At 36.6% G+C, this 17857-nt stretch carries 18 protein-coding genes, 1 pseudogene and 1 other annotated feature; all 19 genes and pseudogenes read left to right on the plus strand.

Translation table 11 applies throughout. The annotated features are described in order from the left end of the window. The 19 genes and pseudogenes from AHA02nite_RS02980 to AHA02nite_RS03070 all read left to right on the plus strand — a co-directional run bounded on the left by AHA02nite_RS02980 (position 1) and on the right by AHA02nite_RS03070 (position 17838). Positions 1 to 792, plus strand: coding sequence for a cell division protein FtsQ/DivIB (locus tag AHA02nite_RS02980; RefSeq protein ID WP_146814251.1), 792 nt, complete (start codon positions 1 to 3; stop codon positions 790 to 792). 122 nt (positions 793 to 914) lie between these two features. After that, positions 915 to 2207: a cell division protein FtsA gene (ftsA, locus tag AHA02nite_RS02985; protein ID WP_170235956.1), complete on the plus strand. Its 1293-nt coding sequence runs from the start codon at positions 915 to 917 to the stop codon at positions 2205 to 2207. 62 nt (positions 2208 to 2269) lie between these two features. Next, positions 2270 to 3400, plus strand: coding sequence for a cell division protein FtsZ (gene ftsZ, locus AHA02nite_RS02990; RefSeq protein ID WP_146814255.1), 1131 nt, complete (start codon positions 2270 to 2272; stop codon positions 3398 to 3400). A 323-nt stretch (positions 3401 to 3723) separates the two neighbouring features. Next, positions 3724 to 3900, plus strand: a pseudogene (locus AHA02nite_RS02995) (transposase); the annotation flags it as partial. Positions 3901 to 4297: 397 nt separating this feature from the next. Next, positions 4298 to 5209, plus strand: a complete 912-nt coding sequence (spoIIGA, locus tag AHA02nite_RS03000; protein ID WP_146814259.1) for a sigma-E processing peptidase SpoIIGA — start codon at positions 4298 to 4300, stop codon at positions 5207 to 5209. A 19-nt stretch (positions 5210 to 5228) separates the two neighbouring features. Then, positions 5229 to 5930, plus strand: coding sequence for an RNA polymerase sporulation sigma factor SigE (sigE, locus tag AHA02nite_RS03005; RefSeq protein ID WP_146814617.1), 702 nt, complete (start codon positions 5229 to 5231; stop codon positions 5928 to 5930). Between the two features lie 130 nt (positions 5931 to 6060). After that, positions 6061 to 6843 (plus strand): RNA polymerase sporulation sigma factor SigG, encoded by a 783-nt coding sequence (gene sigG, locus AHA02nite_RS03010; RefSeq protein ID WP_146814261.1) that lies wholly within the window; start codon positions 6061 to 6063, stop codon positions 6841 to 6843. Positions 6844 to 6953: 110 nt separating this feature from the next. Beyond that, the gene (locus AHA02nite_RS03015; protein ID WP_146814263.1) at positions 6954 to 7196 is read left to right on the plus strand and encodes a YlmC/YmxH family sporulation protein; all 243 of its coding nucleotides are present in this window, start codon (positions 6954 to 6956) and stop codon (positions 7194 to 7196) included. A gap of 58 nt (positions 7197 to 7254) precedes the next feature. Continuing rightward, on the plus strand, positions 7255 to 8046 hold the full coding sequence (pgeF, locus tag AHA02nite_RS03020; RefSeq protein ID WP_146814265.1) for a peptidoglycan editing factor PgeF: 792 nt from the start codon (positions 7255 to 7257) through the stop codon (positions 8044 to 8046). Between the two features lie 25 nt (positions 8047 to 8071). Beyond that, positions 8072 to 8749, plus strand: a complete 678-nt coding sequence (locus tag AHA02nite_RS03025) for a YggS family pyridoxal phosphate-dependent enzyme (RefSeq protein ID WP_146814267.1) — start codon at positions 8072 to 8074, stop codon at positions 8747 to 8749. A gap of 12 nt (positions 8750 to 8761) precedes the next feature. After that, positions 8762 to 9205 carry a cell division protein SepF gene (locus AHA02nite_RS03030; RefSeq protein WP_146814269.1) on the plus strand — a complete coding sequence of 148 codons (444 nt, stop codon included), beginning with the start codon at positions 8762 to 8764 and terminating at the stop codon, positions 9203 to 9205. A gap of 17 nt (positions 9206 to 9222) precedes the next feature. Continuing rightward, positions 9223 to 9486, plus strand: coding sequence for a YggT family protein (locus tag AHA02nite_RS03035; protein ID WP_017187418.1), 264 nt, complete (start codon positions 9223 to 9225; stop codon positions 9484 to 9486). A gap of 19 nt (positions 9487 to 9505) precedes the next feature. Then, the gene (locus tag AHA02nite_RS03040) at positions 9506 to 10279 is read left to right on the plus strand and encodes a YlmH family RNA-binding protein (RefSeq protein WP_146814271.1); all 774 of its coding nucleotides are present in this window, start codon (positions 9506 to 9508) and stop codon (positions 10277 to 10279) included. Between the two features lie 85 nt (positions 10280 to 10364). Next, the gene (locus tag AHA02nite_RS03045; RefSeq protein ID WP_017187416.1) at positions 10365 to 10916 is read left to right on the plus strand and encodes a DivIVA domain-containing protein; all 552 of its coding nucleotides are present in this window, start codon (positions 10365 to 10367) and stop codon (positions 10914 to 10916) included. Positions 10917 to 11037: 121 nt separating this feature from the next. Next, positions 11038 to 11255: a binding site (T-box leader), on the plus strand. A gap of 72 nt (positions 11256 to 11327) precedes the next feature. Then, positions 11328 to 14075 (plus strand): isoleucine--tRNA ligase, encoded by a 2748-nt coding sequence (gene ileS, locus AHA02nite_RS03050; protein ID WP_146814272.1) that lies wholly within the window; start codon positions 11328 to 11330, stop codon positions 14073 to 14075. Positions 14076 to 14231: 156 nt separating this feature from the next. Beyond that, positions 14232 to 14708 (plus strand): signal peptidase II, encoded by a 477-nt coding sequence (gene lspA / locus AHA02nite_RS03055; protein WP_146814274.1) that lies wholly within the window; start codon positions 14232 to 14234, stop codon positions 14706 to 14708. Continuing rightward, a complete protein-coding gene (locus AHA02nite_RS03060; protein WP_146814276.1) occupies positions 14698 to 15612 on the plus strand; it encodes an RluA family pseudouridine synthase in 915 nt (304 codons plus the stop codon). Before lspA ends, AHA02nite_RS03060 begins: the two co-directional genes overlap by 11 nt. Positions 15613 to 15804: 192 nt before the next feature. Then, positions 15805 to 16344 carry a bifunctional pyr operon transcriptional regulator/uracil phosphoribosyltransferase PyrR gene (pyrR, locus tag AHA02nite_RS03065; RefSeq protein WP_146814277.1) on the plus strand — a complete coding sequence of 180 codons (540 nt, stop codon included), beginning with the start codon at positions 15805 to 15807 and terminating at the stop codon, positions 16342 to 16344. A gap of 153 nt (positions 16345 to 16497) precedes the next feature. Then, on the plus strand, positions 16498 to 17838 hold the full coding sequence (locus AHA02nite_RS03070) for a uracil-xanthine permease family protein (protein ID WP_146814280.1): 1341 nt from the start codon (positions 16498 to 16500) through the stop codon (positions 17836 to 17838). Positions 17839 to 17857: the final 19 nt, after the last annotated feature.

Here is a 17857-nt window from a genome sequence, read left to right on the forward strand (position 1 = left end):
ATGGCTGATAAAAAGATAGTATCGATAGAAGATCGTATACCTCAACTTAAACAAGCTAGAAAAAAGAAAGCGAATAGACGCTTTATAATCTATCTAACATTAATTATTTTGTTGATTCTTATAATCGTTTATATGCAATCACCTTTAAGTCACGTAAAGTCTGTAACAGTTGTAGACAATGAAATGGTTGATGAGGAAACGATTATTAGTTACTCAAAAATTAGTTTTGACGAATCTTTTTGGAACGTCGACACAAATGATGTGATGGAGAAAATTGAACAACACCCTGAGATTAGACATGCAGAAATTAATAGAAGTTGGTATAATACTTTTGTTATAGCTGTACAAGAATTTGAACGAGTTGCTTATCAAAGGGACGGCGATTATTACTATCCGATTTTGCAAAATGGAAATAAAATCGAAGAAGTACAGTTAGATCACCCTCGAGAAGACGCACCATTACTTCATGGTTTTGAGGATGAAATGTTGCAAAGTATTGCTTATCAACTTTCCCAAATACCTGAATCTATAAATTTACTAATCTCTGAGGTTTATTGGGAACCAGAAGAATCTAACCGAGAAAGAATTCGTTTATTTACAATTGATGGACAAGAAGTCATAGGTGTTATATCAAACTTCTCTAGTAAAATGAGTGCCTACCCATCAATTGCTTCTCAACTTTCAGATGATATTGATGGCATCCTTCACCTTGATGTAGGTGCTTACTTTGTACCGTATGAAGGAGAAGACGTCGAAGAAGCAGAAGAACTAGAATTTGACGAAGAAGTTTAAAAAATGTAGAAAATTGTTATTATTAGAAGGTATTAAGCTCTTTTAAGTTGAAGTTAACTAGTGTAGTAGTACATGGAGCTAAAATTTTGAAAGGAAGCGAAGGCCTAATTGGAGGTGCAATCATGAACCGAAGCGAAATATTAGTAAGTTTAGATATTGGAACTTCTAAAGTGAAAGTAATTATTGGTGAAGTTTCCAATGATACTATAAATGTCATCGGTGTTGGAACTGCAGAATCTGTAGGGATGAAAAAAGGTGCAATAGTTGATATTGATCAAACTGTACACGCCATCCAAAATGCGGTTGATCAAGCTGAAAGAATGGTAGACATGGCAATTAAAAGTGTTATTGTCTCAATTAATGGTGATCATATTGCTTTACAAGATTGCCACGGGGTTGTGGCAGTATCAAGTGAGACACGTGAAATTAACCAAGAGGATGTGACACGTGTTATTGATGCTTCTCAAGTAATGCAAATACCACCTGAACGAGAAATCGTTGATGTCATACCTCGCCAATTTATTGTTGATGGTCAAGATGAAATCAATGACCCTCGCGGTATGATTGGTGTTCGTTTAGAAATGCAAGGGACATTAATTACTTGTGGTAAGACGAATTTACATAACATCTTAAAATGCGTAGAGAGAGCAGGGTTACAAGTTCAAGATATTTGCTTACAACCACTTGCAGCTGCAGAAGTTGCTCTTTCACGAGATGAAAAATCTTTAGGTGTTGGTTTAGTTAATATTGGAGCAGGAAGTACTACAGTCTCGTTTTACATAGACGGTAACTTAGCAAATACGTCAGTTATACCTTTAGGTGGAGACAACATTACGAAAGATTTATCGATTGGCTTGAAAACTACAACTGAAGAAGCAGAACAAATTAAGTTAGAACATGGTCATGCTTATTTGAATTCAGCTATTGAAGACAATTCTTTCAATGTTACAACAATTGGAACAGATGACAAACAGACATTTAACCAAGTGCAAATTGCAGAAATCATAGAAGCAAGAATTGATGAAATATTTCAGTTTGTACTTCAAGAATTTAGACGTATGGGGTACCCAACGTTACCAGGCGGCTATGTGTTGACCGGAGGGTTAATGCAAGTGCCAGGTATAGTAGACTTAGCAAGAGATGTATTCCAAACAAATGTAAGAGTGGCCATTCCTTCACACATAGGAGTTAGGGAACCACAATTTACAGTAGGACTTGGCACCTTGCAATTCGCCTATCGAAATGCGAAAATACAAGGTAAAGATTATGGAGTAGGAATTGAAGGACATCAAGTTAAACAAGAACAAACTCCGAAATCAGCTAATACAAAAGATAAACCAAAACGAAAAGCAAAAGAAGAGCCTGTAGATAAAGAAGGTTTTATGAAGAAGATCCAGAACTATTTCTTTGATTAATTGCACGTTTCCTTCAAAGGTAGTGTTAAAAAGGGAAAATGATCAAGTAGGAGGAACGAGACATGTTAGATTTTGAAGCAAATATGGACCAATTAGCAACAATAAAAGTAATAGGCGTTGGTGGCGGTGGCTCCAATGCCGTTAATCGTATGATTGAACATGGTGTACAAGGTGTAGAATTTATTGCAGTAAATACAGACGCACAAGCATTAAATTTATCTAAAGCAGATACTAAACTGCAAATTGGAGAAAAACTTACACGTGGTTTAGGTGCTGGTGCAAACCCTGATGTAGGAAAAAAAGCTGCAGAAGAAAGTAAAGAAGTTCTTGAAGAAGCACTTCAAGGTGCCGACATGGTGTTTGTTACAGCTGGTATGGGCGGTGGAACAGGTACAGGTGCTGCCCCAGTAATTGCTCATGTAGCAAAAGAAATTGGTGCTTTAACTGTTGGTGTAGTTACTCGTCCATTTTTATTCGAAGGACGCAAACGTTCAACTCACGCTACAAGTGGAGTCGACACATTAAAAGAGAATGTCGATACTTTAATTGTAATTCCTAATGATCGTTTACTAGAACTAGTGGATAAAAATACTCCAATGCTAGAAGCGTTCCGTGAAGCAGATAACGTTTTAAGACAAGGTGTACAAGGTATCTCAGACTTAATTGCAGTACCTGGTTTAATTAACGTAGACTTTGCAGACGTTAAGACGATTATGTCTGATAAAGGCTCAGCGCTTATGGGAATCGGGGTTGCAACTGGTGAGAGTCGTGCAGCCGAAGCAGCTAAGAAGGCAATTTCATCACCATTACTTGAAACTTCTATTGACGGAGCACATGGAGTTCTAATGAACATATCAGGTGGTCAAAACTTAAGCCTTTATGAAGTACAAGAAGCAGCTGAAATTGTAACATCTGCAGCCGATCAAGAAGTTAATGTAATCTTCGGTTCTGTTATTAACGAAACTTTAAAAGAAGAAATTGTAGTCACAGTAATTGCTACTGGATTTGACGAGAGCGAAGAAAGTTCAAATAACCAGCAGCAACAAGCTCGTCCTACTCAGGCGAGTTCGAATCCATCTTCAGTTGGACAGCAACCGAGAAGAGAACGTCCAGCACAAACACAACGTCCAAGTTATGAAGAGGAAACATTAGACATTCCAACATTCCTAAGAAACAGAAACCGTGATCAGTAATGATTAACTAATGGAATATCAGTTAAAAATGATGAACTATACCCCAGTTAGAGGATTGGAAGTAAAATCCTTTAACTGGGGTTTGTTTCGTAATGAGCTAACGGATTCATGTTCTAAAATATGGCTCTAAAATATTTGTTGGGGTAGCTATACAATTTCACTTAAAAGGTAGGGTGTCTTTTACCTGAACCGTTGGTATCAGGTGATCCGCTCTCGGTGGACGCTTTTACCCACAGGGCACAAGTGCAACATCTGCTCAAACTCCCTAAGGTCGTTTGTCGCAGTGTTTTATATGCAGTGGCACGGCTTCAGCTAACTGTGGAATTGTCCATTCCTTTATGTATCCATATAGTAATGGGATTACAGAGGGGATTAATAATACCATTAAGGTGTTGAAACATATCTCATATGGTATTAAATCATTTGAAAGGTTGCGTCTAAAGAATTTATGGCACCAATTGGTGCTACAATCATTCAATAAAGCATCTATGACAGAATAAAGAACACAAAACCTTTTTGTGTTAGGTGAGCTTTACTAAGCGGAATTAAAATGCGTAGACTCCTGCGGGAACAGCACGAGTCTCGAGACCCCACAGGCCCCGTTCTTTGGGCCGAGGAGGCTCGAGCCGTGCCCGCGGAAAGCGAAGCATTTTGATGGAGCGATGATAAATATAGTCGTTAAAAAAATAAGTGGATGATGTAAAATTTTACATCACATTTGGAATAGAACCAGAAAACTTAGTAATCAAACCTTAATAGAACTAATACTGCTTTATACGATATGCCTGTTTAAGACAAAAGATTGCAAAAATAGATACTCAAGAAGCCGAGAAACTGACATGTTTCTTAGGCTTCTTTTTTTATACTGGCTATAAGGAAATAAAGAGGATGTGAAACGTGCAATTATATGTAGATTTGATATGGCTATTAAACCTATTATTTGATTGGATGATCTTACTTTTAGTTGCCTGGGTGACAAAAAGTTCTTTTTCACATGTGAGAATTTTTTTAGGAGCTTTATTTGCATCGTTAATTATTCCTTTAACACTACTTTTTAATTGGGGAGTAGTAGATTCTCCTATATTTAAGTTGGGCTATTCTGTATTTATTATTTTAATTGCCTTTTCATACCAGCATTTTAAAGCTTTTTTAACTCGTTTTTTAAGTTTTTACTTAATTAACTTTTCAATTGGTGGTGCAGTATTTGGTCTTCATTATTTCATTACAACAAATACAGATATGGTCATTAACAACCATGCTCCATTTGGAGATACCATTAGTTGGGTAGTCGTATTAATTATGTTTCCAATTGCTGTGTATTTTACTAAGGATCAACTTCAACAATTGACAATGTTTAAATTACGTTCACAACAGCAATTTCCAGTTACAATTTTACATCAAAACCGCCATGTAGCCTTGAACAGCTTTCTAGATACAGGTAACCAGCTAAAACACCCGTTAACGCAGCATCCTGTCATATTAGTAGATGAACCGACTTTCAAAACATGGATTGACGAAGAAACCGTGGAGTTATTAAAACGAACTGAACAAATGGATTTTTGGGGGCTGGATGATGAACTTCAATTCATTCCTTACCAGAAAGCAGGAGGCGAACAAGGTTTATTACCAGCTTTTTTAGCGGAAGAAGTTAAAGTGGATCTAGGTCAACAAATTATATCAACTAAGAAAGTATACATCGGAGTGCATTATGGACATTTTTCTAAACAGATGGATGTTCAATGTTTGTTGAACCCGTTACTTTTACAGTCAAAAAGAATGAGGGTTAAAGATGTAGAGGGGGTATCGTAAATTGCGTCGAATTTGGAATATGTTGCAACGATTTTATTTAAAATTAATTGTTAAACTTAAAATTAAACGAGATGAAATTTATTATATTGGAGGAAGTGAAGCTCTACCACCTCCTTTGTCGAAAGATGAAGAGCGTCATGTTTTAGACAGAATGATGGAAGGTGATCAAGCAGCTAAATCAATGTTAATTGAACATAACTTGCGTTTAGTTGTTTATATAGCGAAGAAGTTTGAGAATACGGGTATTCATATTGAAGACTTAATTAGTATTGGCTCTATTGGACTTATAAAAGCGGTTAATACGTTTAATCCAGAAAAGAAAATAAAGTTAGCGACTTACGCTTCACGTTGTATCGAAAATGAGATTTTAATGTACTTAAGAAGAAATAATAAAAGAAAAACGGAAGTTTCATTCGACGAACCGTTAAATGTCGATTGGGATGGTAATGAACTTTTATTATCAGATGTTTTAGGAACTGAAGAGAACATTATAACGAAAGATTTAGAGTCGTCGGTAGATAAAACATTGTTAAAATCAGCTTTATCTACGTTAAATGGTCGTGAGAAGCAAATTATGGAGATGCGCTTTGGTTTAAGTGGTTATGAAGAACAAACTCAAAAAGATGTTGCCGATCAGTTAGGTATATCACAATCTTATATTTCAAGACTAGAAAAGAAAATAATTAGACGTCTAAAACGAGAATTTAATAAAATGGTCTAAACCTTACAGCCCTTGGATTCAGTTGATATTCAAGGGCTGTTTTATGTCGTCTTCTTTAAAGTTTATCGCATAAAAAATCCCATTCTGGAAAAAATGTAGATGACATCATCTCCAGGTGGGAGGGGCTAGCATGACAAGAAATAAAGTTGAGATATGTGGTGTTGATACGTCAAAGTTACCCGTATTAAAAAATGATGAAATGAGGTTTCTATTTAAACGTTTACAATCAGGTGATGAACAAGCTAGAGAAGAACTCGTTAACGGTAATTTGCGCTTAGTATTAAGCGTTATTAAGCGATTTAATCATCGTGGAGAGAATGTTGATGACTTGTTTCAAGTTGGTTGTATCGGTTTAATGAAATCCATTGATAACTTTGACCTTAGCCAAAATGTTAAATTTTCGACCTATGCTGTACCAATGATTATAGGTGAGATTAGACGTTATTTAAGAGATAACAATCCAATCCGGGTTTCTCGTTCATTACGTGATATTGCTTATAAAGCATTACAAGTAAGAGAGGATTTAATGAGTAAACGTTCTACTGAACCAACAACGCAGGAGATTGCAAAAGAAATGGACATCCCTCATGAGGATATTATTTTTGCTTTAGATGCCATCCAAGACCCTGTGTCGTTGTTTGAACCAATATATAATGACGGTAGTGACCCAATCTTTGTAATGGATCAACTTAAGGACGATAAACAAAAAGACTCTTCTTGGTTAAATGAACTAGCAATTCGTGAAGGGATTAAAAAATTGAATGAACGTGAGAAATTAATTATTAATCAACGATTCTTTGAAGGTAAGACGCAAATGGAAGTAGCTGATGAAATAGGTATTTCACAAGCTCAAGTGTCTAGGTTAGAAAAATCCGCGATTAAAGAGATGAATAAAACTGTATTAGACTCTTAAATGTTAGGCCTCTATGTTGGACTTGTTATTAACTTGAAACGAGTTCAATATGGAGGTTTTTTTATCGTGTTTCTCCTCATATAGTATTAATAGTGAGGAGGCGTGATTATATGTTATTGTCAGAATTACAAACAAAAGATATCATTGAGGTTGAGAATGGTGAAAAAATCGGGTTTATTAGCGACTTAGAATTAGATGTAACAGTCGGCGTTATATTGTCGTTAGTCATCTCAGTAAAAGGAAAATGGTTTGGCGTCTTTGGTGAACAAGAAGAGATTGCAATATCTTGGTCTCAAATCGAAAAGATCGGGGCAGATGTCATATTAGTGCGAATGATGAAACATTCTCCTTAATTGTAATAAGAAAAATAGAGCGAAATGTGATAAAATACATTATAGAGGAGTTCTTACTATGGCAGAAATATTGGATCAAAATTATACAAGTTATTTACTTAATTCTAAATGGAAAGAACTCGGTTTTACAGCAGGTTTTTCAACACGTTTAAATGGGTATAGTAACACACCATATAATACAATGAATGTTGGCATTCACGTCAATGACGAAGTAGAAAATGTTCTAAAAAATCGTCAATACATAAGTGAACAAATCGAACAACCTTTAGAACAATGGTGCTGCTTAAACCAAGTGCATAGTACTAAAGTAATTGATTTAACTGAAACAAATCACAATGAATTGTCGCATGATAATCCGAATATTGATGCTGATGGTATGATTACAAATGACCCTAGCCATTCATTAGTTACTTTTTATGCTGACTGTGTTCCACTTTATTTTATCGCGCCAGAGCGAGGCTGGATAGGATTAGCGCACGCAGGATGGAAAGGAACAGTTGGTGGTATTAGTCACAATGTTGTGGAAGCTCTCTTGTCAAAAGGTGTCCAATTGGAAGAACTAAAAGTGATGATCGGACCTTGTATCTCTCAAGAGCACTATGAAGTTGATGAACGAGTGATTGAGCAAATCCCACAAAAATACTATGAAAAAGTCTTAAAACCTAGTCATCAAGGCCGTTATTTACTTGACCTAAAAATGTTAAACTATTTATATTTAAAGGATCTAGGACTATCAACAAGTAAAATTGAAACTTCTCAGTATTGCACATATGAAGATGAACAGCTCTTTTTCTCATTTAGAAGAGACAAAGGTCAAACCGGTAGAATGATGGCCATGTTATCCTTATAAAAATCGTAGCAAGGGTGTTGTACACATGTCAGTAAGTGAACGATATCAACTAATACAAGACGAAATAAAGCAAGTATGTAAACGCGTAAAGCGTAATCCTGATGACATTGAAATTATTGCTGTTACGAAGTATGTCTCAAACGAAACAGCTCAAGAAGCAATTGATGCTGGCGTACAGCATTTAGGCGAAAATCGTCTAGAAGGCTTTATGGAGAAATACGAATCAATTGGACAAGCTGCTAATTTTCACTTTATTGGTACACTTCAGTCACGGAAAGTGAAAGATTTAATTGATTATGTCGATAGCATTCACTCTTTAGACCGTAAATCATTAGCAAAGGAAATTAACAAAAGGGCTAGTCGAGAAGTGTCTTGTTTCGTGCAAGTTAATACGAGTGATGAGGAGTCAAAACACGGCATAAAACCAGAAGAAGTAGTTCCATTTATAGAGAGTCTAGCAAACTATCCAAATGTTAAAGTTGTAGGATTAATGACGATGGCACCTCTTACTGATGATGAACAGTACATTAGACAATGTTTTAGGAAATTAAGAGAAGTGAGTGATGAAGTGCAACGTCATCAATTTTCTTATGCACCTTGTGATCAGTTATCGATGGGGATGAGTAATGATTATCAGATCGCAATTGAAGAAGGTGCGACCCATATCCGTATAGGTTCAAAATTAGTTGGAAAAGAAGTATAGGAGAGGATTCCGATGAGTTTTAAAGACAAGTTCAAATCATTTTTTGACCTAGATGAACGAGCAACTTATGAAGAAACACCGAAACATGAAGAACACGAAGTTGGACAGACAGAAGAACCAGCGAAAAAGTTCAAAAATCAAAATCAAGACAACGTCGTGAGCTTAACATCAATCCAAAACGATACAAAAATGGTCCTGTGTGAGCCAACTGATTTTGATGAAGCACAAGATATAGCTGATCACATTATGAAGAAAAAATCAGTCGTCGTGAATCTTCAAAGGTTAGACCATAATACGAGTGTTCGTATTGTTGACTTTTTAAGTGGTACGGTCTATGCTTTAAGCGGCAATATACAAAAACTCGGTCAACAAACATTTCTTTGTACGCCAGATCATGTAGATATATCAGGTAGTATTTCAGAACTGTTTAACGATTCGAGTTTCGAATATAAATAGGAAAGGGTGTAAGGCGAGTGGATGCGTTACTTAGCTTAATATTATTAGGAGTTCAAATATATTCCTTTATGCTAATTGGTTATATTTTTATGTCATGGTTCCCTGGAGCAAGAGAATCACAATTTGGTCAGTTTTTAGCAAAAGCATGTGAACCTTATTTAGAACCATTTCGTAAGTTTGTCCCACCATTAGGAATGATCGATATTTCGCCAATTGTTGCGATTATTACATTACATTTAGCTTCACAAGGACTTATAGTATTATTTGGTATGTTATTTTAATTAAAGGAAGAGGAAGGTCATGGATTTATACCAGCACTTTCGCCCAGAGGAACAACCGTTCATTGATCAAGTGTTAGACTGGAAAGATCAAGTTGAACGTAACTATATACCAGTTGTTAGTGATTTCCTTGATCCAAGAGAACAATTGATTTTTAAGTCTATTATCGGACAGGATGAAAATTTGCAGCTGTCTTTTAATGGCGGATATGAATATGCAGAACGAAAGCGGGCATTTTTGGCTCCTTTCTATGAAACAGTCGATTTTGACGATTTTAATATAAGCATCTTACAAGGTACATATGCGTCTAAGTTTGTATCACTTTCACACCGTGATTTGTTAGGAACGATTATGTCTTTAGGCTTACACCGGAAGAAACTCGGTGATTTAGTAGTAAAAGAAGGTCAATTTCAAATTATATGTGATCAAGACTTAGCGCTTTATTTGAAGATGAATGTAGAAAAGATTAAAAATACACGAATCACATTAAAAGAAGTTGATGAGACAAATGTTTTAAAACCTATTCATCATTGGCAAGACCAAGAAGGTACAGTCTCATCCACTAGACTTGATGTTGTTTTGAAAGAAATCTATCAAATCTCACGTCAAAAAGCGCAGACATTTATTGAGAAGGAAGCAGTTAAAGTCAACCATCGAGTAGTCAATAATCCTTCTTTTCAATTAGAGTCTGGAGATTTAATATCGCTAAAATCTTACGGTAGAAGTAAAATTGTGGACCTATTAGGTGAAACGAGAAAAAACAAAGTTCGCATTAAAACTGCTAAATTAAAATAATTGCAGAAGTTAGCAGGAGTATGAAACTTCTTGTCGAAATTATAAATTAAGGAAAAGCGCAAGAGCTATAGAGGGGGTTCGAATGATGGGTATAACGCCATTAGATATTCATAATAAAGAGTTTACTAGAGCTTTTCGTGGGTATGATGAAGATGAAGTTAATGAATTTTTAGACCAAGTCATTAAAGACTTTGAAAAAGTTATTCGTGAAAAGAAAGCTTTAGAAGAACGAGTTAATGAAAAAGAAGAGAAATTAGGTCACTTTAGTAACATTGAAGAGACTTTAAACCGCTCAATTCTTGTCGCTCAAGAGACGGCAGATGAAGTGAAAAATAATGCGAATAAAGAATCGAAGTTGATCATTAAAGAGGCAGAGAAGAATGCTGACCGAATTGTTAATGATGCATTAGCTAAGTCTCGTCAAGTTTCGATGGAGATTGAAGAGCTGAAAAAACAAGCTAAAGTGTTCCGCACACGTTTAAAAATGTTAGTAGAAGCACAACTCGACATAATTGAGAATGAAGACTGGGAAGACTTGTTTGAATTGGATTCTGAGGAAGATGAAGAGATGCAATTAGAATCAAACTACCATAATCAAACGAGCAGTTACCAAACTCATTCAAATTCTGAGTCATAATCACGTTTAAAATGGAACATTAATATGTATAATGAATAATAAACCTTGACTTCATGAATGAAATTACCTATAATTTTTTTATCATGAAAAAGAACTTAACACATATGTTGTGTTTATAAATTTAAAAGCATCGATAGGAACAGTACTTAAAGTCAGTTGTTAAAGCGAGCTAGGGACGGTGTGAGCCTAGTAGCGACCCTTTAAGGAACATCATCCTTGAGCTTCCTTTTTGAATCTTTAAGTAAAAAAGGACGTCACATTCACGTTACGAATGCTAAGTGGAATGAATTGTTATGTTCATTCAATTAGGGTGGTACCGCGAACTTGTTCGTCCCTTTCTAGGGATGGGCAAGTTTTTTTGTTTCTAAAGATGTCTTTTAACAAAGTGTTATAACTATGAGGAGGATTTATATGAGCTACAAGGAAACGTTATTAATGCCGAAAACCGAGTTTCCGATGCGTGGTAATTTGCCAAACCGTGAACCAGAAATGCAAAAAGCTTGGGATGAAAACAAGATTTATGAAAAAGTTCAAGAAAGAACAAAAGACCGACCGTTGTTTGTCTTACATGACGGCCCTCCGTATGCGAACGGTGACCTTCATATGGGGCACGCTTTAAACAAAGTATTAAAGGACTTTATTGTGCGTTATAAGTCAATGTCAGGCTACCATGCTCCGTATGTTCCTGGTTGGGATACACACGGGTTACCTATCGAAACAGCATTAACGAAAAAGAAGAAAATTGACCGTAAAAAGTTAGATATCGCTGAATTCAGAAGAATGTGCGAAGAATATGCATTACAGCAATTAGATAACCAGCGTACACAATTTAAACAATTAGGTGTCCGTGGTGATTGGGAAAATCCATATATTACACTAGAACCAGCTTTTGAAGCACAGCAAATTAAAGTGTTTGGTGACATGGCTAAGCGTGGTTATATTTACAAAGGTAAAAAACCTGTTTATTGGTCACCATCATCAGAATCAGCATTAGCAGAAGCTGAAATTGAGTACCAAGATAAGCGTTCACCATCCATTTACGTTGCATTCGATGTAAAAGAAACTAATGGTGTATTAGAAGGTGATGAGAAGTTCGTCATTTGGACGACAACACCTTGGACAATTCCTGCTAACTTAGCAATTGCACTACACCCTGAAGTTACTTATGCTGTTGTTAGCACTGAACAAGGTAAATTCATTGTTGCTGAAGACTTACTAGGTGAAGTATCGGAAAAAACAGGATGGGAAAATCCTTCAATCGTTAAAACGTATAAAGGTGAAGAGTTAGAGCGTGTTGTTGCACAGCACCCATTATATGACCGTGATTCACTAGTCATTTTAGGTGATCACGTTACAACTGAATCAGGTACTGGTTGTGTACACACAGCCCCTGGCCACGGTGAAGACGACTTTTGGATTGGTAAGCAATATGACTTAGATGTGCTATGCCCAGTTGATGAAAAAGGTGTATTCACTAGCGAAGCGCCAGGCTTTGAAGGTGAGTTTTATGATAAAGCTAACAAAGCGATTACTGAGAAGTTAGAAGAGTCTGGTGCATTATTAAAATTAGAATTCATGACACACTCATATCCACATGATTGGCGTACGAAGAAGCCGACTATTTTCCGTGCGACTTCACAATGGTTTGCATCAGTTAGTGATTTCCGTGATGACTTGTTACAGGCAATTAAAGATGTTGATTGGCACCCTGAGTGGGGTGAGACAAGAATGCACAATATGGTAAAAGACCGTGAAGACTGGTGTATTTCTCGTCAACGTGTATGGGGTGTACCAATTCCTGTATTCTACGCTGAGAATGGTGAAGAAATCATTACGGATGAAACAATTGAACACGTTTCGAACTTGTTCCGTGAACATGGTTCAAATATTTGGTTTGAAAAAGAAGCAAATGAATTATTACCAGAAGGCTTTACTCATCCAGGTAGTCCAAATGGTCAGTTTACGAAAGAAACGGACATTATGGATGTTTGGTTCGACTCTGGTTCAACTCACCAAGCGGTTTTAGAAGAGCGCGAAGACTTAGCACGCCCGGCAGATTTATACTTAGAAGGTTCCGACCAATATCGTGGTTGGTTTAACTCTTCTTTAACGACTTCTGTTGCTGTTACAGGTAAAGCACCGTATAAAGGCATTTTAAGCCACGGCTTTACTCTAGATGGAGATGGTCGTAAGATGAGTAAGTCATTAGGAAATGTAATGGTACCTTCAAAAGTAATGAAACAGTTAGGTGCAGATATTCTACGCTTATGGGTAGCAAGCACTGATTACGGTGCTGACGTTCGTGTATCCAATGAAATTTTGAAACAAGTTTCTGAAGTTTACCGTAAAATTAGAAATACGATGCGTTTCTTATTAGGTAACTTACACGATTTCGAACCTAGCACACACAAGTTAGCTGAGAGTGATTTAGAAGAAGTTGATCGTTATATGTTAATCCGTTTGCAAGAAACGGTTGCAAAAGTTCGTAAAGCATATGATAACTATGAATTCTCAACAATTTATCATACGATTAATAATTTCTGTACAGTGGATCTAAGTGCATTCTACTTAGATTTCGCAAAAGATGTATTATACATTGAAGAACCTGATAGTAAACGCCGTCGTAGTATTCAAACGGTTTATCATGAAATCGTAGTTAGCTTAACACAATTATTATCTCCAATTTTATCTCACACGTCAGATGAAATTTGGGATTATATCCCTGGTGTAGAAGCTGAAAGTGTTCAGTTAACGGACCTACCTGAGGCTAGAACAGTTGAAGGTGAAGAAGAAACGAAAGTTAAATGGCAACAGTTAATGGCGATTCGTGAGGACGTTCTAAAAGCTTTAGAGGAAGCACGTAATGACAAAGTAATCGGTAAATCACTAGAAGCTAAAGTGACGATTGTACCGAAAGATGAGTCAACGTTAGAATTACTTGAATCAGTAGATAACCTTCACCAGTATTTAATCGTTTCAGAAGCAGAATTAACGAATGATTATGAGACAGCAAAAGTTTTTGAAAATGTATCTGTCGCTGTTGAAAAGCACACAGGTGAAAAGTGTCAACGTTGTTGGGTAGCTTCACATTCTGTAGGTGCTGACAATTCACACCCAGACTTATGTGAACGCTGTGCAAACATCGTCGTACAACTTTAAAAGTCATATTTGTTTTCTCAGAAAGATGATCTCGTCAAATCGAGATCATCTTTTTGTTTGAAACAATTGTCTTAATGTGAACATATTTTAAATCGTCTTTAATTTCTTTTTATGGTAAAATGCAATAGGGAACGTTAAAGAGATGGAGGTAGCCCATTGATTTATTATATTATCGCTCTATTAATTGTAGCTTTAGATCAAATTACTAAATGGATGATCATTCAAACAATGAACGTGCATGAATCGATCGAAGTGATCTCAGGATTCTTCTACATAACATCACATCGTAATAGCGGAGCAGCTTGGGGAATGTTACAAGGCCAAATGTGGTTATTTTATATAGTGACTGTGTTCGTTGTTGGTGTCATTGTTTATTACATGAGACAATATCGAAATGGTTACAAGCTATTAAACACAGGTTTTGCACTCATATTAGGTGGTGCAATTGGAAACTTTATAGACCGAGTTGTCATGCAAGAAGTAGTTGATTTTTTAGACTTCACCATATTTAATTATAATTTCCCGATTTTTAACGTTGCAGACATTGCTTTAACAATTGGTGTAACGATTATTATTATTTTAATATTATTTGATGAATGGAATAACAAGAGGATGAAAAACGATGACGAATAAACAACAAATGAGCATAGATGAAACATATCAAAATAAACGTATTGACCAAGTATTATCTCAATTGAACGAAGAAGCATCACGTAGTCAAGTTCAAACTTGGATCCAAAATGGTTATGTAACTGTTAATGATCAGCATGTAAAAAATAATTATAAATGCCAACTAGGCGATGAATTAACATGGGAAATACCTCAACCAAAAGAAATGACAATTGAACCTGAGAACATCCCTTTAGATATACGGTTTGAAGATGAACATATTTTAGTCGTCAATAAAGAAAAGGGTATGGTTGTACACCCTGGTCATGGACATGAAAGTGGGACACTTGTCCACGCCTTGTTACATCATTGTGACGACCTATCAGGTATTAACGGTGTTTACCGACCGGGTATTGTACACAGAATAGATAAGGACACTAGTGGTTTATTAGTCGTCGCTAAACATGACCAAGCTCATGAGAAGTTATCAGAGCAGTTACAAAACAAAGAGATCAAAAGGCAGTACGAAGCATTAGTCCACGGCGTTATTTCACATGAATTAGGTACAATTGATGCACCAATAGGTCGTGATCCCAATGATCGTCAAAAGATGGCGATCGTCGATGAAGGTAAACAGGCGGTTACGCATTTTTCAGTAGTTGATAAGTACGAAAGATTCACTCGTGTTGTGTGTGAACTAGAAACAGGTAGAACGCACCAAATTCGTGTTCATTTTAAATACATCGAACATCCGTTAGTAGGTGATCCAAAATACGGTCAAAGAAAAACATTGGACGTTCAAGGTCAGGCTTTACATGCTAAAAAGTTAGAATTCACACATCCAATTACAGGTGAAACAGTTACTGTAACATCAGAACCACCACAAATCTTTTTAGATACAATTGAGAAAATTAAAATGATGCCTTGACTTTTGTATTTAAAACGGTAGAATTAATAACTAAGAAATAAATATATGAAAACCTTTAAGCATAGTCCAGAGAGGCTATCAAGGTAACGATGGATAAATAGGGATTAGTATGGCTAAGTATACCCTCTTTTGTTACCTTGGTGTAGCAAAAGAGGGTTTTTATATGTTTAGTAATAGACAGGAGGGGTCAAGTTGAATGAAAAAACGCAACTATTAGATGAACCAGCAATCTCTCGAGCGATTAAACGCATTTCTCATGAGATTATTGAGCGTAACAAAGGAACAGATGACTTAGTTTTAGTCGGCATTAAGACGAGAGGAATGCCCCTTGCTAGACGCATTCAATCAGCGATTAAACAAATTGAAGGTGTGACAGTTTCGACTGGTGAACTTGATATTTCCCTTTACCGGGATGACCTTTCTAATATAGATGAACAAGAAGAGGCAAAAGTTAATCAATCGAATATCGATCATAATTTAAATGGAAAAACTGTCATTTTAATTGACGATGTTTTATTTACAGGACGAACGGTGCGTGCAGCGATGGATGCTGTTATGGACATAGATCGACCGAAGCAAATTCAATTAGCAGTATTAATTGATCGGGGACACCGCGAGCTACCAATTAGAGCTGACTATGTCGGAAAAAATATTCCAACATCTCTTCAAGAAGTAATCAAAGTTCAACTAGAAGAGACTGATGAGCTAGAACAAGTCAGTATCTACGAATAATTAAATAGAAGACCTTTAAACATTAGTCCAGAGAGGCTAAAAAGGTCGTGAAGTAAGCGTACATACGGGGATGAGTATGTGTACGTATACCTCTTTGCGACCTTTCGCAAAGAGGTTTTTTTATACTCTAAAAGATTAAAGGGAGAGTTACATATGGACAGAGAGAAAAAAGTATTAGATGTTCAAGAAGTGCCACACTGGAATAAATGGTTGTTATTAAGTTTACAACATTTATTTGCCATGTTCGGAGCTACGATTTTAGTGCCTTACTTAATTGAAATGCCACCAAACGTAGCGCTCGTGACGAGTGGTTTAGGGACGTTAGCTTACTTACTTATTACTAGAGGGCAAATTCCAGCGTATTTAGGGTCTAGCTTTGCATTTATAGCTCCAATAATAGCAGCCAGTGCTGCAGATGGGTTAGCCGGAGCAATGGTTGGTGCGTTCTTAGCCGGTATTGTGTACGGTGTTGTTGCCTTAATGATTCAAGTGAGTGGTGTAAACTGGTTACTGAAAATATTGCCACCTGTCGTTGTCGGGCCAGTTATAATGGTGATCGGCCTTGGCTTGGCGCCAACGGCTATTGATATGGCGATGTATGACTCAAACGGGGAAGTTGAGCTAACATATGTGTTTGTCGCGGGTGTCACTTTGTTGATCACCGTCATTGGTTCTGTATTTTTAAAAGGGTTTTGGAATGTGATCCCAATCTTATTAGGTATTGTTGGTGGATATTTGACAGCTTTATTTAGCGGGATTGTTAACACGAGCGGAATGAGGGAAAGTTGGGGTAACATAACGAGCAGTCAATCTGTTGGAGAGTTTATGAGTGCTCTGTTTGTAACACCAGACTTTATTATACCATTTGTAGATTATCAACCTCTTGAAGTTTTAACATGGACAGTTGCGTTCATTATGGTGCCTGTCGCTTTTGTAACAATTACAGAGCACATTGGTGACCAAATGGTGTTATCAAAAGTAACGAACCGAAACTTTATTAAACAACCTGGTTTGAATAAATCATTAATGGGTGATGGTGCCGCTACGGTTATTGCTTCAGCACTAGGTGGACCACCAAATACGACGTACGGTGAAAATATCGGTGTCCTTGCGATCACACGTGTATTTAGTGTGTTTGTCATCGGAGGTGCAGCGTTACTTGCGATTTTCTTCGGGTTTGTTGACTTAATTGCAGTGCTTATCGAATCGATCCCAGCAGCTGTTATGGGCGGTGTTTCCATCTTACTATTCGGTGTGATCGCCTCTAGCGGTATGAGAATGTTAATTGATAACCAAGTCGATTTAGGTGTCAAAAGAAACTTAATTATTTCATCTGTCATTTTAGTAATCGGAATTGGAGGAGCAGTCATTCCAGTAACTGACGAGATAGAAATTCCAGGCCTTGCGTTAGCTGCAGTAGTTGGTGTCATCTTAAACCTAGTATTACCTGGACGTGAACATGCTGAAGGTAATGGGAATATGTTCGAAGACTAACTGATAAAGAGGGTGCTAA

It is taken from the genome of Alkalibacillus haloalkaliphilus (genome assembly GCF_007991275.1).
Lineage (GTDB): Bacteria > Bacillota > Bacilli > Bacillales > Alkalibacillaceae > Alkalibacillus > Alkalibacillus haloalkaliphilus.

Bases quoted from the DNA above. Each gene is read 5' to 3' on its own strand.
- AHA02nite_RS03025 (WP_146814267.1), top strand. From the start codon at position 8,072: ATGTCAGTAAGTGAACGATATCAACTAATACAAGACGAAATAAAGCAA.
- AHA02nite_RS03030 (WP_146814269.1), top strand. From the start codon at position 8,762: ATGAGTTTTAAAGACAAGTTCAAATCATTTTTTGACCTAGATGAACGA.
- ftsA (WP_170235956.1), top strand. From the start codon at position 915: ATGAACCGAAGCGAAATATTAGTAAGTTTAGATATTGGAACTTCTAAA.
- AHA02nite_RS03040 (WP_146814271.1), top strand. From the start codon at position 9,506: ATGGATTTATACCAGCACTTTCGCCCAGAGGAACAACCGTTCATTGAT.
- ileS (WP_146814272.1), top strand. From the start codon at position 11,328: ATGAGCTACAAGGAAACGTTATTAATGCCGAAAACCGAGTTTCCGATG.
- sigG (WP_146814261.1), top strand. From the start codon at position 6,061: ATGACAAGAAATAAAGTTGAGATATGTGGTGTTGATACGTCAAAGTTA.
- AHA02nite_RS03070 (WP_146814280.1), top strand. From the start codon at position 16,498: ATGGACAGAGAGAAAAAAGTATTAGATGTTCAAGAAGTGCCACACTGG.
- AHA02nite_RS02980 (WP_146814251.1), top strand. From the start codon at position 1: ATGGCTGATAAAAAGATAGTATCGATAGAAGATCGTATACCTCAACTT.
- sigE (WP_146814617.1), top strand. From the start codon at position 5,229: ATGTTGCAACGATTTTATTTAAAATTAATTGTTAAACTTAAAATTAAA.
- ftsZ (WP_146814255.1), top strand. From the start codon at position 2,270: ATGTTAGATTTTGAAGCAAATATGGACCAATTAGCAACAATAAAAGTA.
- AHA02nite_RS03060 (WP_146814276.1), top strand. From the start codon at position 14,698: ATGACGAATAAACAACAAATGAGCATAGATGAAACATATCAAAATAAA.
- AHA02nite_RS03015 (WP_146814263.1), top strand. From the start codon at position 6,954: ATGTTATTGTCAGAATTACAAACAAAAGATATCATTGAGGTTGAGAAT.
- pgeF (WP_146814265.1), top strand. From the start codon at position 7,255: ATGGCAGAAATATTGGATCAAAATTATACAAGTTATTTACTTAATTCT.
- AHA02nite_RS03045 (WP_017187416.1), top strand. From the start codon at position 10,365: ATGGGTATAACGCCATTAGATATTCATAATAAAGAGTTTACTAGAGCT.